Raw genomic sequence first — 13661 nt, forward strand, 5'->3', positions numbered from 1 at the left:
TCCCACCCATCGCGCCCGTTTGCCGCGCATAATTCGCTCTTAGCGGTACCCCACCGCGCGGTGTAGACATGTTACGATGACCGGATGGATCAGGTCATCACTCCCGCTATTTGGTGCGACGGCACCGCCGACGAAGCAGCACAGTTCTACGCCAATGTTTTTCGCGATGCATCCGTGACCGAGCAGGCGCCCGGGCTTGCGGCAACGGTCAGCATCCACGGTTTCAAGCTCTCGCTCATCAACGGCGGTAACCAATATGCCCCGAACCCGTCGATCAGCTGCATCCTGAACTTTGATCCGCTCTTATTCGGCGGAGAGGAACAGGCCCGAGACTACCTTGATGAGCTCTATGAGCGGCTCAGTACCGGCGGCGTACTCATGGAGCTGGGTAAGTACCCCTTCTCCCCGCGCTACGCTTGGGTTCGTGACCGTTTCGGCATGACCTGGCAGCTCATGCTCACCGACCCGGACGGCGATCCGCGCCCCTTTGTTATCCCATCCTTCATGTTCGGCGGTACTAATCACGCTCATGCCGAGGAAGCCACAGACGCTTGGATCGCCCTGTTTGATAACGCCCACCGCGGTGCTCTGTACCGTTACGAGGAAGGCGGACCGCTGGATGCGGGTACGGTCATGTTCACCGACTTTACCCTGCGCGGCACTTGGATAGCAGCCACGGACTCTGGGACCTTCCACGATTTCACCTTCACGCCCGGAGTCTCCATGATTGTCTCCTGCCGCGACCAAGAAGAGATCGACCGCTACTGGGCGGGGCTCTCTGCTGTGCCCGAGGCCGAGCGCTGCGGCTGGTGCGTCGACCGCTGGGGTGTCTCGTGGCAGATCGTCCCCTACAACATCGCCGAACTCATGGCCAACGCCGCCACACGCGATAAGATCCTGCACATGGGCAAGATCGACCTGGCCAAGCTATAAGGGTACTGGCATCATCTGACCCTACTGTGAGGACTCCTCAGTAAATAGTAAAGGGAATTTCCATCATGAAACCCCTTGGCGTAATCGGTGGTATAAGTTCCGAAAGTAATACCCTGTACTATCAGATTATTACGGTTGATTCCTCCTATGTTTTATTATGTGAGCTCAGTGTTGAAGATGAGATTCATACGTTCTCGAAACACAAAATATGAGCTGAAAAATAAGTTAGGAAAAACATGAACTGTGTTGTTCGTTGGGCAGATATAAAGCACGAATGGGAACCATTTGAGAATGTTTTCTGCGGCAGCGATTGGCCATTCCATCTTGAACATAACGTATCGCATGAGAGCCTCATACGCCGGTTTGAAGAGCAGGAATTCTCGGAACCTAATAACCGTGTTGCCTTTATTCACAACGATGGAGAGCACGTCGGTATTGCCATAGTACACGGACTGCAAGATTCCACAGCAGAAATAGATATGCGTATGGCAGCGAAATATAGAAATCAAGGGCTCGGGAGTATTGCGCTCATTAAGCTAACTGACCTTATTTTTGAATCCAAAAGCTCCATTATCCGTGTTGAGGGCAATACACGAAGCGACAATATTGCTATGCGTCGTGCTTTTAACTCTGCAGGTTGGGTTCACGAGGCGCATTATCGAGAAGCTGGAGTTACCGTTCAGGGTATCAGGTGCGATGTCATGGGATATGCGGTGATCCGTAGTGACTGGGAAAGCGGAGAGAGGACAATTGCGAGTCTGGGTGAGTAATACGCGCAAGTAAAGAAAACTAGGTATGGTATGTCAGGATATAACCGACTTTGCGGCTGTCAGTTTCCGGTAGCAAATAAGCAATGTCGCGCGGCAGAAGACCAAGAAGCCTGCCCCGTATATATACTCCACAGCATTCTTTTGGTAAAGGCCCCACGCTGACACGGCCAGTCGCTCTGCGCAATAATGGAAGGTATGGGTCTATCACAAGGTCAGAAGAAACGCCTGTACGGCGAGCAGGCGCAGCAGGGGCAGAGCCGACCGCAGTCCGGGCGAAAACCCCAAGAGCATAAAATTCATGAGCTCAAACAGGTCATGGATGACCGTGCCGTGCGCGCGAACGCACCCGCCGAACAGCAGCGTTCGAAGACCTTTCTGTACGTGGCGGTCACGATTTCCCTGCTGTTGGGCGCCTATGTGGCGTTCTGGGTGCTGCCAAGCTACGGCAGGCTGGCGAACGCCCAGGTTCCCGATCTCTCCCCCGTCACCTCAACCGAAGCTCTGTCCGCCTTCGCCTCCGGGCTGGGCGACAATCTGGGTGCGTATACGTATGCGCATCGTTCGGTGGGCATAGTTTTTGCGCTCTTTTTTGGGCTTTCGCTGGCGTTTCTGGCGTATACGTCGCGCCTGCCGAAGGTGCTGCGGGCACTGTTCACGGCGGCTCCGGTGGGCTACCTGCTCGTGCACATTGCCACGATTTTTATGCTGGATGCAACGCTCGCCGACCCCGCGCATCAGCCCGGTGCTCTGAACGTGCTGTTACCTGTGGATTGGGCGCTGCTGCTTCTGTCTCTGGCGGGTATCGCATACCAGCTGGTGCGCAGCATTAAGGATGCGGCCTCCACCTTTATCGCGGGCGGGCCAAACGCCGAGGCAGACGGTAAACCCGAAGAATAACTCCCCTTCGTCCTCTCATAAAAAGGAACCCTAATTCACGATTAGGGTTCCTTTTTCATGGGAGGACTCATGCAGAGCCCCGCGCGGAAGACGGGCTCGGTCCTAAATCCCTGCTGATGCGCTAGGGGAGCTCGACGGAGTTACGGGATCGTCATCGTCTTCAAACTGTGATGCTATACCTGCAACAACCCAAGATCCGTTGCGGTATTCCGCCAGCAGGTGACCTTTATATTCCCGTTTAGCGTCGCCTCCGCCGTCTGATACGTCCTCTACCTTCCCGTCGTCAACTTCAAATTTGCCGTAATTCATCGTAAAGGTACGTTTCCACGAGTAGACTTCTCCATCCCACACGGGCTTGTCTTCATCCAAAGTGTAGGTTATTTTGGCGTTGTCCACCCAGCGTTTGCCGTCCCGTGCTCTCTGCAGCAGATCCTTCATCTCGCTGTCTAAGAAATGGTTTTTCTCGGATGTGCTCATAGGACCGTTTTCAATAAGCGAGTAATCACCTGTATTAATGGCGTATTCGACCGTTGCCGCCGTATAGGCGATAGTGTCGCGCATCCCCTTGAGGGATTTCTCGGTGACACTCCCCGGTTTCTTGGGTTTGGGGGTGTTTCTCTGAGCGTGTTCCTTGGTGGCGGGCTCAAAAGTACCCGACTTCTCGTATTCGAGCACGGATTCAAAGTTAATATCGCCCTTGTAGCTGCCGCTCATGTCGATACTCGGGCTCGGGCTTGACGACGCTGAACGTGATGCCGACGAACTGGAGCTTGAAGAACTTGACGACGAACTAGAGCTCGACGAGCTGGAAGAAGACGATGAACTAGAGGATGCGGGCGACGTCGCCTCAATCCCATTCACCTTAGGGGCACATGCAGATAAAAATACGGCACCGGCGCTAGAGCCCAGAACCAGTAAAGCGGTTCGGCGATCGAGCAGAGAAGACATGAGTAGAGTTCTCCTTATCGGAAGTGTAGGACAAATCGGTATATGTTTAAGTTTAGGCTTGCACTGCCCCTTTGCGCGGCACAGCGCACAAGTTCCCGTCATCATCAGCAATACTCGTCGCACAGGAGTATAGAGCAGTACAGCACGCACATTAGTAGTCCGAAAGGATAAACAGAGTCCTTCGGAGATAAATACCTTTACAGAGGCAAGACCACTTACGTTTTAGCTCTTAGACTTCGGTTGATTGGCAACCGCGCTGGTTATCCAAGCTCCGTTAATATACTGCGCCGTCAGATTACCTATAAATTTATCGCGATATATCATGTCGTGGTCTTCGTCTGAATGGTACTCAACTTTGCCGTCAACAACCTCGAATTTACCGTACTCAACGATAAATTCACGATCCCATTTGTATTCGCCATCGCCTTCAAGCCGGGGACTCTCTTCGGTGAGCGTATACTCGATCGTGATATTATCCGGCCAGAATGTGCCTTCGCGGGTTTTATCGAGTCGTTCCTTCTCTTCCCTCAAGAAGTAATTGCGTTCTGGTTCCGACATAGAGCTTTGCTCCAGCAGGGAGTAATCCCCCGTGTTATAGGCGTATTGCGTTGCGGCAACCGCAAACGCGATGCTCAGGTGGAGGCCCTTGAGCGACTTCTCATCCGCACCGGCAGGTTTCTTGGGTTTAGGAACGTTTTTTGCCGGATGCTCCTTCGTAGCGGGCTCATATGTACCGGATTTCTCGTATTCCAGAACGGACTCAAAATCGATTTTTCCGCCATAGCTGCCGCTCATATCAATGTCGGTTGCGCCAGACTGCGATGGTGAGGATCCTGAGTTTGATGATGCAGAAGCTGACGAGGAACTGGCCGAGGCTGAACTCGACGATGAAGAGCTTGAACTTGAAGAGGCACTCGGCGATACATCAGACGACGATGCGCTCCCCGACCCGGAGCTTTCAGCGGTGGAATTACCACCGCACGCGCTCAATAATGCCGCACCGGCTCCGGTTCCGAACACGAACAATGCATTTCTGCGGGTAAAAATAGAAGACATCATTGCCTCTCATAGATATGTATGGGTGTTTATCGGTCACTTTCAGAATAAGCGTATAGGGCTGCCTACTTCATGATTTGCGGCAAAATGTTATGGAATCTTTATGTTCTACGCCCTCAACACGGGCAACGGCGCCCTGCAGATAAAATAAAACCCGCTTGATGCTCCTCCGCGAGGAAGCTGCATCAAGCGGGTTCGCTACCCGTGCCCCCGAGACGATTCGAACGTCCGACACCTTCTTTAGGAGAGAAGTGCTCTATCCCCTGAGCTACGGGGGCAACTCGTTCCATTATACGAGCATCACACAGGATTTAGCATCTTACACGCCCCTAGAATAGACGAGTGAGTATTTTTATTGACCCGCCCGTCTGGCCCGCACACGGCACGGTCTTTTCGCACCTAATTTCTGACACTTCTTTGGCGGAACTTCACGATTTTGCGGCGAAAACCGGCATAAGTCCGCGTGCTTTCGATGCCGACCACTACGACGTTCCCGCGTATCGGTACGAGGGGCTGGTTCGTGCAGGTGCGCGCGAGGTGAGCGGATCGCGGCTGACGCGCATCCTGATAGACAGCGGGCTGCGGGTGCCATTGCGGGAACGCCCTAACAAAATACGCCCGCGTCTCATGCGCGCCTGGGACTCGTTGCTGCCCGGACACACAGCACTGGGCGAAGATCTACTGGAACGTTACGAGCAGCCGCATCGGAAATACCACACGAGCGTGCATCTTTCGGAAATGCTCACCGCGCTCAAGACCCTTTACAAACGACACCACACCGCAACCCCGCGGGCAGTACTTCTGGCGGCATGGTTTCATGATGCCGTCTACGAGGCAAATCCCGGCGAAGACGAGGCGGCTAGTGCCGACCTCGCACGCACCGCCCTCACTCCCCTGGCAAGCACCGGGTCTCTCACGAACCGCGAGGTTACCGCTATTGCGCACCTGATAGAGCTCACGGCTTCTCACCAATTAGCCGATGGTATTGAAGAATATACCTCTGGCGCACTTACCCGTGCCGATGCAGCATTCTTCCTTGATGCTGACCTTGCGATTCTCGCCGCCGATAGCCCGCGTTATACCCGCTATGTCGCCGGGGTTCGCGCCGAGTATGCTCATTACGCTTCTGACGCTTTCACTCGCGGTCGAGCGGCGATTCTGCAAGGTTTTCTGAACCGCACGGCGATCTATGCCTCAGACACCGCGCATCTTCTCTGGGATGCGCCCGCGCGTCTGAACCTCCGTACCGAGCTGGAGGGCTACCGCGCAGCGTTGAGCGAACAGCCGACCAAGGAGGCACACTAAATTGTGCCCGCCGATGGGCTATTCCTGCTCACTGCGGGCATTTTTTCGTGCCCTCGTTTTCTTGCGGTAGATCATGCGGGCACTCACCATGCCGATAATAATGCCTATGCCGCCGACGACAGAAACCCACATGGCCGGGTTGCCGAGCGGCAGAGCGACGAGCAGACCGATCACAATGCCCGGAATCGCACCCGCAACCATGCCGACGGCAAGGTACGTAAATTCCTGGTCGGAGCTGTTCTTAGGGCTTTCAAACTGTGTTGGCATTCTTCTATGGTACCCGCATATCCTGCCCCACAAGAACGTATTTTCGCCTCACGCCTAGAGACATATACGGGGCGTGCGCCTGATCGACCATCAGACGCACGCCCCGTATAACCTACCGAAAATAGCCTGAGGCGGGCTTAGTAGTACATGCCGTGGCGATAATCCCAGCTGGGGAATGAGTCGCTCAGATGGCGCATAATCTCTTCATAGTCCAGACCCTTACGAATCAGGGTGGGGGCGGGGGTCACGCCGCGTTCACCGTGCTGTTCGGGCACCAGGTTGCCCTCGGCATCGACCATTGAGACCATCACGCCCTGTTCGTGGCGTGTTTCGTCGGTCTTATCGGGTTGAATGGATTTCACATATTCATCGCCGCGCACAATCACGTCTACGCCGTTCTCGATGCGGTCGCCAATGCCCGTCACGCGCCCCTTATTACCGATGCCCGAGGGGTTTGCTGAGCTCGCGAAGGTCAGTTTCCCTTCATTCTCCCAGAGGGCACGAACAATCTGTTCTGCGGGGGTACCAAAACGCACCACGAAGCAGCTGGTTGCGCGCGCATCGCGGGCAAGTTCCTTCGTCGTTTCATCCGGCAGGTACTTTTCAGCGTCTTCGCGCCAGGGCAGAATGCATCCTAAAAGAATGTCGTCATCCCAGTGTTTCCGGTAGAATTCGCGGATTTCTGGGGTCATCTGGGCGAGTTTATCGAGCTGTTCTAAGGATGCGCACAGCACGACACCGGGCTTTTCGCGCTTGCGGAGCTTGGCATCAAATTTACGTTCGAGACCTTCGCCATCAGTAGCCATGAGGATATAGCCAACCTTTGTGGGGGCGACGATCAGGCCGCCGGTGCCTGAGAGGGTTGCTACAGCTGTCGGAGATGCCTCGCCCGTCCAGTCTTCGCGGATGGGAGTTGATGATGTATTTTCCATAGTTCAAGTATTGTACTCGCCCAGAAGACAAGGCAAGCCTATCTTTATATAGTCACATCATGAGATATTCACATGACCACGATGCGGTCTCTCCCGCGTTTTTCTGCCATAGAGCCGCGGTGTGAGGGCTTAAGCGCCTAGAATCTGCACGCAAGCCTTACGAGTGTGACACCAAGTCTGACACCGAGTTCGAAAGGCATATATACCTTCCAGAGCACGCAAAGACGGCACCTATCCGATTGGACGGGTGCCGTCTTTGTCTAAGTCTTCTCTATCTCAGATGAGATTAGAAAGCGGTGTAGTAACCATCGACAGGCATGTAACCATTGCCATCAACGGGGGTCAGCTGGGTACCCTGCGAGGGGTTCAGAGCGGAGACCATCTGGCCGTTACCCACGTAGATACCAACGTGGTTGTAACCGTTGGTGAACACGATGTCGCCAGGCTGGGGGTTCGCGGTTGCGCGAAGCTCAGTGGACATGGTGTAGGTGTAAGGAGTCAGCTTGATGCCCTGCTGAGCAAAGATGTAGGAGACGAAGCCGGAGCAGTCCCATGCACCGTAGGAGCGACCGCCCCAAACGTAACCGGTACCCTGAGCAGCCTTAGCTGCAGACACAATAGAATCACGGGTTGCGTTGTTGGTAGCGGGTGCAGGAGCCTGATCTGCTGCAGCAGCAGGTGCCTGTGCAGAAGTAGTCTCAACCTGTGCGGTCTGTTGTGCAGGTGCAACGTACTCGGTCTGCTGCTCAGCCTGAGGTGCAACGTAGGAAGTTGCGGGGGTCTGGTAGCTGCTGTAATCGTACTCGTAGCTGCTGTAGTCGTAGCTCAAGTCGGTTGCTGCAGGAACCTCAGCAAATGCGTTTGCGGGAATGTTGGAACCGATAACAGCAGCACCGGCAATAGCAACGATACCTGCGTTACGAACAATCTTCTTAGCCATTAGTAATATTCCTCCATTGCCTGACGAGGTAAGCTGTCGGGCGCGAGCATGGATTCACTCGGTCACTTGTGCGACTTAGCCCCTAGGCCTCTCCCCTAAGGAGAAACCGAAAAGTGGTTCCCCCGCTTCTGCCGTATATGGGTAGACGTTCCTTGAAGTGCTGGCAGAACTCGGCGGATTCACTCCAAGGGTGTCCTCTTACGATTAGGATTTGGACACAGAATGAGAATACACAGAAAACTCTCAGTTGTCACCTCTTGTCGCCACCTTTTTCACCCCAATAGTGTCAAATAGTCCGTAACACCGAGCTAATAATACTTTACGAAAAGAACACTTGTTCTTCTGTAATAAACGTCTGACTAGTATTTTTATACAGCGTTCCGCTGATTTGAGGGGTTTTATCGGCACAATTATCCAGCATTCCCAGGTTTCTTTAAGGTTGATCCATATCTCTTAAAATTTTTTTCTGCGCGAACGTTAATTTTCTCCTGATAGTCGCACCGTAAAGTTTTACCACTTTACAGCAACTTCCATGCTATATCTGGGATGCATCACCCAAAACCTGGTTTTGAATATCGCATCTGCAAAAGGCATATCCAGCATGGATGCACGATGACACGCCAAATTCTCGACGATAAAGATATATCGTCCCGAAGAGTACAATTTGGCAGCCACCCCCTATATATTAAGGAGTAACTGTGGCTCACCCCCACTCATCCCCCGAGAATTCAGGACATAACAGAACCGTGGAGCTCACCCTACGGTAAGCCCCACGGTCAATTATGAGATCTATACGGGAAGGCGCGCTATCAGCCGCCTTCTACAACCGTCCGGCTGGCGAACGATACATTCTTTAGAGTGCAGATGCGCGCTTGACCACAATAGCGTTCGCAACATCCAAATCCAACGAGATAGAGGCGTCTTCACCATCAGCACGCACAATCACATCGTTATTGTCGCCGCCGACCACAGACACCGAAGCGCCAAAGGTAATACCGGCGTCGGCAAGCACTTTGAGCAGGTCAATATCCGTCTGAATAGATTCGGGGAAGCGTGAAATCGTGAAGCGATCCTCAGGGCCGGAATCGCGGGCAGCAAGCGCCATAGGAACGGTGCGTTCATCGTTCTTTTCGCTGTCGATGCCGAGTTCTTCAAGGCCGGGAATAGCATTGCCATAAGGAGAGAATTTAGGCTGATTGAGCATATCCAGAATGCGCCTCTCCACGTGATCGCTCATCACGTGCTCCCAGCGGCAAGCCTCATCATGTACATACTCGATATCCAGACCGATCACATCAGAGAGCAGACGCTCGGCGAGGCGGTGCTTACGCATAACCTCAACGGCCTTCTTGCGACCTTCATCGGTCAGTTCGAGGTGACGGTCGGGCTCAACAGTGAGTAGTCCGTGCTTTTCCATACGCGCCACAGTCTGTGAGACGGTCGGACCGGAATGGTCTAAACGTTCCGCAATACGCGCACGCATGGGGGTAATGCCCTCTTCCTCGAGTTCGAGGATGGTGCGCAGGTACATTTCAGTGGTATCAATCAGATCGGTCATACCGTCTTATTCCCCTTATATACAACCTGCAGCCAAGCAAACGTAGCCTAGCCTTATATCGAACCTATATCTGAGTAACTATTATGTACCTTTTTAAGTAGTTTTGCCACGGATTACCCCGGCGCGTCGCTTGAAGCGAACTTTTCGCCTTAGAATCCATCTCGAAAATCGTTCCGAGTGCATCCGCGAAGAGCAAAACTATCAAGGCGGCTCTTAGGGAAAGCTCACGTTAAGCCTCTTCGGTATCCTCGACGTCCTGATTGTCCTCAGCGGATGTGCCCGCCTCCTCAGCGCCGTTGTTATCACGTTCGCTGGCCTGCAGGCGATCCGCCCACGGCACCCACTCGGGGGCAAGAAGCGCATCATCACCGGGAATCAGACCGACTTCGCAGATAGTCGCGACCTTAGATCGAGGCGCCCGCGACAGAGTCGCAAACCAAAACCACCCGCGGTACCCCGGCAGCAGGCACTCAAAAAGATGCGTAGTCAAGCGCTCTTCTTCGCCGCGCAAATGATGCACCAGACCGATAGAGTTATGCGGTGCAACAGCCTCAACCCCGGTGAGTGCAATATCTTTTGCCTCCGCAAGAATATCGTCAACCTTCGTGGTGCGACGGCGCCTATGCGCAGGCCCCAGGGTGGGTTCCCCTGTAGGAAGTTCATCTTCCTCAACGACGAAAGGGTCATGCGCAGCTGCCGTTGTCTCGACATCGTGTTCGAGCGTGGGCACGGTAGATTCGTCGGGCTGTTGGTTCACCTGTTCAGACATACTACCTATTAAAGCATCTCCCGGCGCGATGACGGCGAGGGATTCGTGTGATGTTTTCGCCCACATGCGCCCATGTCAGACCCTAACCTGCGCAAACGCTGTGAATACTGCCCGTCACAGCGCAATATTGCATTTTTCGGCGGGAGCAGGCCCATAAACCTGATACGGTTATGCCATGAGTAGCAAAAGCGTATCTTCTCCTGAGCCTGTAGAGGCCGCCGCTGCCCTTCCCTACACCCGAGCGATTCGCTGGCTAGGTGCAGGCGGCGGTATTCTAGCCGTAGTATGCGTAATATGCGGCGTCGTCATGCTCCTCATGAAATGGGCGGGGGCGCATCCGCCAGCGCTCATGAGTCAGATTCCGCTGATTCTGCTTCCGGTCGCTTTTCTTGCGCTCATGGTCAGTATTGTGCTGGCGGTTCTGCGCAGGCGAGCAAGCTAAGACGCGCATACCGGTACATAAGATTTTCCGATAATTTTCCTGGTGAAAGAAGAGTACACAATGTCTGCAGAAGCTAAACTGCTCGTCGTTGATGACGAGTTCAATATTCTAGAGCTTTTGGCTACATCCCTGCGCTTTGCGGGGTTTGAGGTTGTCACCGCCGGTAACGGTCGCGAAGCGATTGAGAAGGCGGAAAACGAACAACCGGACCTCATCGTCCTCGACGTGATGATGCCCGGGATGGACGGCTTTGAGGTGACCCGTCGTCTGCGCGATGCGGGGCGCACGTACCCGGTGCTGTTCCTCACCGCGAAGGACGCCACCGAAGATAAGGTTGCCGGTCTGGGCGCGGGCGGTGACGACTACGTCACCAAGCCGTTCTCACTGGATGAGGTGATCGCCCGCATCCGCGCTATTCTGCGTCGGTCACGCAACGCCCAGGAAGAAGACGACGCGATTTTGCGCGTGGATGACCTGAGCCTGAACATTGACACCCATGAGGTGTTCCTGGGAGATGAGGAAATCGACCTCTCCCCCACCGAGTTCAACCTGCTGCATTACCTGATGCTCAACGCAAACCGTGTGCTCTCGAAGGCACAGATTCTCGACCACGTATGGGAGTACGACTTCAATGGCGATTCCTCCATTGTGGAGTCGTACATTTCGTACTTGCGCCGCAAGATTGATAACAATCGCGAAGGACACGAACCGCTCATTCACACCAAACGCGGTGTGGGCTACATGATTCGCGGTTCTCGGAGCTAGTATCTCGTGCCACTGAAACCTGTTGATCGTCTTCCTCACTCGCTGTCGCTGCGAACTCAGCTGGTGGTGGTGACCTCGGTGCTCATTGCGCTTGCCATCGCGGTCACCTCGCTCGTGGCGATTTCGGCACTGCGCGCCCAAATGGTACATCAGCTCGACGAAGAGATGAAGGCGAGTTCTTCCTCGCTCGTTTCCTCCATCGGAACCTCGCAGACCCGGCAGGACGGGGCGGTCGGCTCGTACCGGGTCTATATACTTGATCAGCGCGGAAACGTGCTGTACTCGGTAGCGGGAGCCGATCAACAGGCGGAAAACGAGCCGGTTCTTACCGGCTGGGATTCCGAAAAGGTCAAGAAATACCACGAAACCGGCACGACCGTGAACTCGCGGACAGGCTCTAACGACTGGCGTATTATGCCGATTTCTTTGGAGTCCTCAACCAATGGCCAGGCCTCTTCAATGGTGATTGCCCTGCCGTTGAAGCAAACGAACCAGGTGGTCGCGCTGGTTGGGGTGCTGACCTTCGCGTTCGGGCTTGCCACACTTGCCGCCGCGATCGCGATGACTTGGGTGATTGTGACCCGCACCTTCGAGCCGCTGGCGCGCGTGGAGCAGACCGCCGCGAAGATTGCCGCCGGGGATCTCTCGCAGCGCATCGAGGATTACAACCCCAGCAACGAGATCGGCAACCTAGCGATCTCGCTGAATACTATGCTCGCGCAGATTGAGAGTTCGTTTAATGCGCAGGCGAAGTCAGAGGCGAAGATGCGCCGGTTCGTGGGAGATGCCTCGCACGAGCTGCGCACCCCGCTGGTGAGTATTCGCGGGTACTCCGAACTATACCGCCAGGGTGCCCTGCCCAATGACGAGGCCGTGGCAACCGCGATGGGGCGCATCGAGTCCGAGTCGAAGCGCATGGGCCAGCTGGTCGAGGATCTGCTCACGCTGGCGCGCATCGACGAACGCCGCGAATCTAAACTCGCCCCCTTCAATCTTTTCCATCTGGCGGTTGATGCCAGCAACGACGCCTACGCAACGTCGCCGGATCGTGAAGTCTCGCTCGTTGGCCTTACCGACGATGTGGCCCCCACAAGTGCACCCGTGATCGGCGATGAATCACGGATGCGCCAGGTGGTCGCCAACCTGCTTACCAACGCGATGCGCTACACCCCGGTGGGCACGCCCTTAGAAATCGCGGTTGGCGTGCGCGAAGATGTTCCCGGATACCCGCTCTCGGTTATTGAGGTGCGCGATCACGGCCCGGGTATTCACGGTGAAGACCGCGAGCGCGTGTTCGAGCGTTTCTACCGCACCGATACGTCACGTTCGCGTGAGACCGGCGGCACCGGCCTAGGGCTGTCGATTGTGGCGGCGATTTTGGAGCAGCACGACGGTTCTGTACATATTGAGGAAACGCCCGGAGGCGGTGCGACCTTTGTGATTAGCCTGCCGTTCTATCCGGCGCCGGTGATGACCGATAACGGCGTTTCGCAGTAGACGCTGGGCGGGGATATAGTTCGTCATAATTTGGCTGGTGCGGGTGAGAAACCGCATCCCATGCCGGTTTTAAGACGCTCTCGGACTGTGGATAACCGGTTTTTGTGTCCCGCGCGGGCAGTTATCCACAGACAGTAAGGTTCGCGGGCGCATCGCGGCGGGCGTTTTTCTAGGGTAGATGGTGAGCGCTGCACGGAACGGAATTCTACGGCAGATTTTCATGCGGCCGACAGCTTTCGAAAAAACCTTTACACCCTACCCAGGAGGAATATCATGGCACAGTTCGTCGTCGATTCAGAAACCATTGCGGCGAAGGCAGCTCAGGCGAAAACTCAGGTCGCTAACATTAGCGCCGAGGTTACCGGGATGACCGCATCCCTACAGGATTTGCAGGGTTCGTGGACGGGCTCGGCATCGACGAACTTTCAGGCGGTGCTTGATAATTGGCGCGGCACCCAGAAGCGTGTGGAAGAGTCAATTACCCAGATTAACGAGGCTCTTGACCGTGCGGGCGTGAACTATGCGGAGACTGAAAACGCGAACGCTGCGATGTTTGTGGGCTAGGTTCCAGAGCCGCACTAT

17 protein-coding genes, 1 tRNA gene and 1 riboswitch are annotated in these 13661 nt (G+C 54.9%); of the genes, 10 read left to right on the forward strand and 8 right to left on the reverse strand.

The window, feature by feature from the left end:
• Nucleotides 1-84 precede the first annotated feature (84 nt).
• From HMPREF2756_RS01625 to HMPREF2756_RS01635, 3 genes are all read left to right on the forward strand, one after another.
• Entirely contained in the window at nt 85-933 is an 849-nt protein-coding gene (locus tag HMPREF2756_RS01625) for a VOC family protein (protein WP_070617520.1), read from the forward strand.
• A gap of 236 nt (nt 934-1169) precedes the next feature.
• Nucleotides 1170-1703, forward strand: coding sequence for a GNAT family N-acetyltransferase (locus HMPREF2756_RS01630; RefSeq protein ID WP_070617524.1), 534 nt, complete (start codon nt 1170-1172; stop codon nt 1701-1703).
• Between the two features lie 195 nt (nt 1704-1898).
• On the forward strand, nt 1899-2600 hold the full coding sequence (locus tag HMPREF2756_RS01635; protein WP_246825792.1) for a TANK-binding kinase 1-binding protein (TBK1-binding protein 1): 702 nt from the start codon (nt 1899-1901) through the stop codon (nt 2598-2600).
• A 102-nt stretch (nt 2601-2702) separates the two neighbouring features.
• Here HMPREF2756_RS01635 and HMPREF2756_RS01640 read toward each other — a convergent pair whose 3' ends face one another.
• Nucleotides 2703-3314 carry a DUF6318 family protein gene (locus HMPREF2756_RS01640; RefSeq protein ID WP_083301641.1) on the reverse strand — a complete coding sequence of 204 codons (612 nt, stop codon included), beginning with the start codon at nt 3312-3314 and terminating at the stop codon, nt 2703-2705.
• On the opposite strand from HMPREF2756_RS01640, the gene HMPREF2756_RS10900 reads away from it, so the two are divergent.
• Complete coding sequence (locus HMPREF2756_RS10900) at nt 3313-3681, forward strand: hypothetical protein (RefSeq protein ID WP_083301642.1); 369 nt, start codon at nt 3313-3315, stop codon at nt 3679-3681. The genes HMPREF2756_RS01640 and HMPREF2756_RS10900 overlap by 2 nt on opposite strands.
• Nucleotides 3682-3770: 89 nt before the next feature.
• Here the strand turns inward: HMPREF2756_RS10900 and HMPREF2756_RS01645 are convergent, their stop codons facing one another.
• Nucleotides 3771-4343 (reverse strand): DUF6318 family protein, encoded by a 573-nt coding sequence (locus HMPREF2756_RS01645; RefSeq protein ID WP_238382301.1) that lies wholly within the window; start codon nt 4341-4343, stop codon nt 3771-3773.
• A gap of 4 nt (nt 4344-4347) precedes the next feature.
• Here HMPREF2756_RS01645 and HMPREF2756_RS11395 point away from each other — a divergent pair, with 4 nt between their 5' ends.
• Nucleotides 4348-4680, forward strand: coding sequence for a hypothetical protein (locus tag HMPREF2756_RS11395; protein ID WP_246825793.1), 333 nt, complete (start codon nt 4348-4350; stop codon nt 4678-4680).
• A 129-nt stretch (nt 4681-4809) separates the two neighbouring features.
• Here HMPREF2756_RS11395 and HMPREF2756_RS01650 read toward each other — a convergent pair.
• Nucleotides 4810-4882 (reverse strand) — tRNA-Arg (locus HMPREF2756_RS01650).
• A 64-nt stretch (nt 4883-4946) separates the two neighbouring features.
• Between HMPREF2756_RS01650 and HMPREF2756_RS01655 the strand changes: the two genes are divergently transcribed.
• The gene (locus HMPREF2756_RS01655; protein WP_070617537.1) at nt 4947-5909 is read left to right on the forward strand and encodes a DUF4031 domain-containing protein; all 963 of its coding nucleotides are present in this window, start codon (nt 4947-4949) and stop codon (nt 5907-5909) included.
• A gap of 18 nt (nt 5910-5927) precedes the next feature.
• Here HMPREF2756_RS01655 and HMPREF2756_RS01660 read toward each other — a convergent pair whose 3' ends face one another.
• From HMPREF2756_RS01660 to HMPREF2756_RS01680, 5 genes are all read right to left on the reverse strand, one after another.
• Nucleotides 5928-6176, reverse strand: a complete 249-nt coding sequence (locus tag HMPREF2756_RS01660; protein ID WP_070617540.1) for a hypothetical protein — start codon at nt 6174-6176, stop codon at nt 5928-5930.
• A gap of 137 nt (nt 6177-6313) precedes the next feature.
• Nucleotides 6314-7108: an L-threonylcarbamoyladenylate synthase gene (locus HMPREF2756_RS01665; RefSeq protein ID WP_070617542.1), complete on the reverse strand. Its 795-nt coding sequence runs from the start codon at nt 7106-7108 to the stop codon at nt 6314-6316.
• Nucleotides 7109-7394: 286 nt separating this feature from the next.
• Nucleotides 7395-8048 (reverse strand): C40 family peptidase, encoded by a 654-nt coding sequence (locus HMPREF2756_RS01670; protein WP_070617545.1) that lies wholly within the window; start codon nt 8046-8048, stop codon nt 7395-7397.
• A 2-nt stretch (nt 8049-8050) separates the two neighbouring features.
• Nucleotides 8051-8234: riboswitch (cyclic di-AMP (ydaO/yuaA leader) on the reverse strand.
• Nucleotides 8235-8901: 667 nt separating this feature from the next.
• Nucleotides 8902-9606 (reverse strand): iron-dependent transcriptional repressor DtxR, encoded by a 705-nt coding sequence (locus tag HMPREF2756_RS01675; RefSeq protein ID WP_013397831.1) that lies wholly within the window; start codon nt 9604-9606, stop codon nt 8902-8904.
• 229 nt (nt 9607-9835) lie between these two features.
• Nucleotides 9836-10375 (reverse strand): DUF3027 domain-containing protein, encoded by a 540-nt coding sequence (locus HMPREF2756_RS01680; RefSeq protein WP_246825794.1) that lies wholly within the window; start codon nt 10373-10375, stop codon nt 9836-9838.
• 175 nt (nt 10376-10550) lie between these two features.
• On the opposite strand from HMPREF2756_RS01680, the gene HMPREF2756_RS01685 reads away from it, so the two are divergent.
• The 4 genes from HMPREF2756_RS01685 to HMPREF2756_RS01700 all read left to right on the forward strand — a co-directional run bounded on the left by HMPREF2756_RS01685 (nt 10551) and on the right by HMPREF2756_RS01700 (nt 13643).
• Nucleotides 10551-10817: a hypothetical protein gene (locus HMPREF2756_RS01685; protein WP_070617552.1), complete on the forward strand. Its 267-nt coding sequence runs from the start codon at nt 10551-10553 to the stop codon at nt 10815-10817.
• A 60-nt stretch (nt 10818-10877) separates the two neighbouring features.
• Entirely contained in the window at nt 10878-11582 is a 705-nt protein-coding gene (locus HMPREF2756_RS01690; protein WP_013397834.1) for a response regulator transcription factor, read from the forward strand.
• A gap of 6 nt (nt 11583-11588) precedes the next feature.
• Complete coding sequence (locus tag HMPREF2756_RS01695; protein WP_070617555.1) at nt 11589-13079, forward strand: sensor histidine kinase; 1491 nt, start codon at nt 11589-11591, stop codon at nt 13077-13079.
• 273 nt (nt 13080-13352) lie between these two features.
• Nucleotides 13353-13643, forward strand: coding sequence for a WXG100 family type VII secretion target (locus tag HMPREF2756_RS01700; RefSeq protein WP_004005567.1), 291 nt, complete (start codon nt 13353-13355; stop codon nt 13641-13643).
• Nucleotides 13644-13661: the final 18 nt, after the last annotated feature.

The organism is Rothia sp. HMSC067H10, assembly GCF_001810635.1.
Lineage (GTDB): Bacteria > Actinomycetota > Actinomycetes > Actinomycetales > Micrococcaceae > Rothia > Rothia dentocariosa.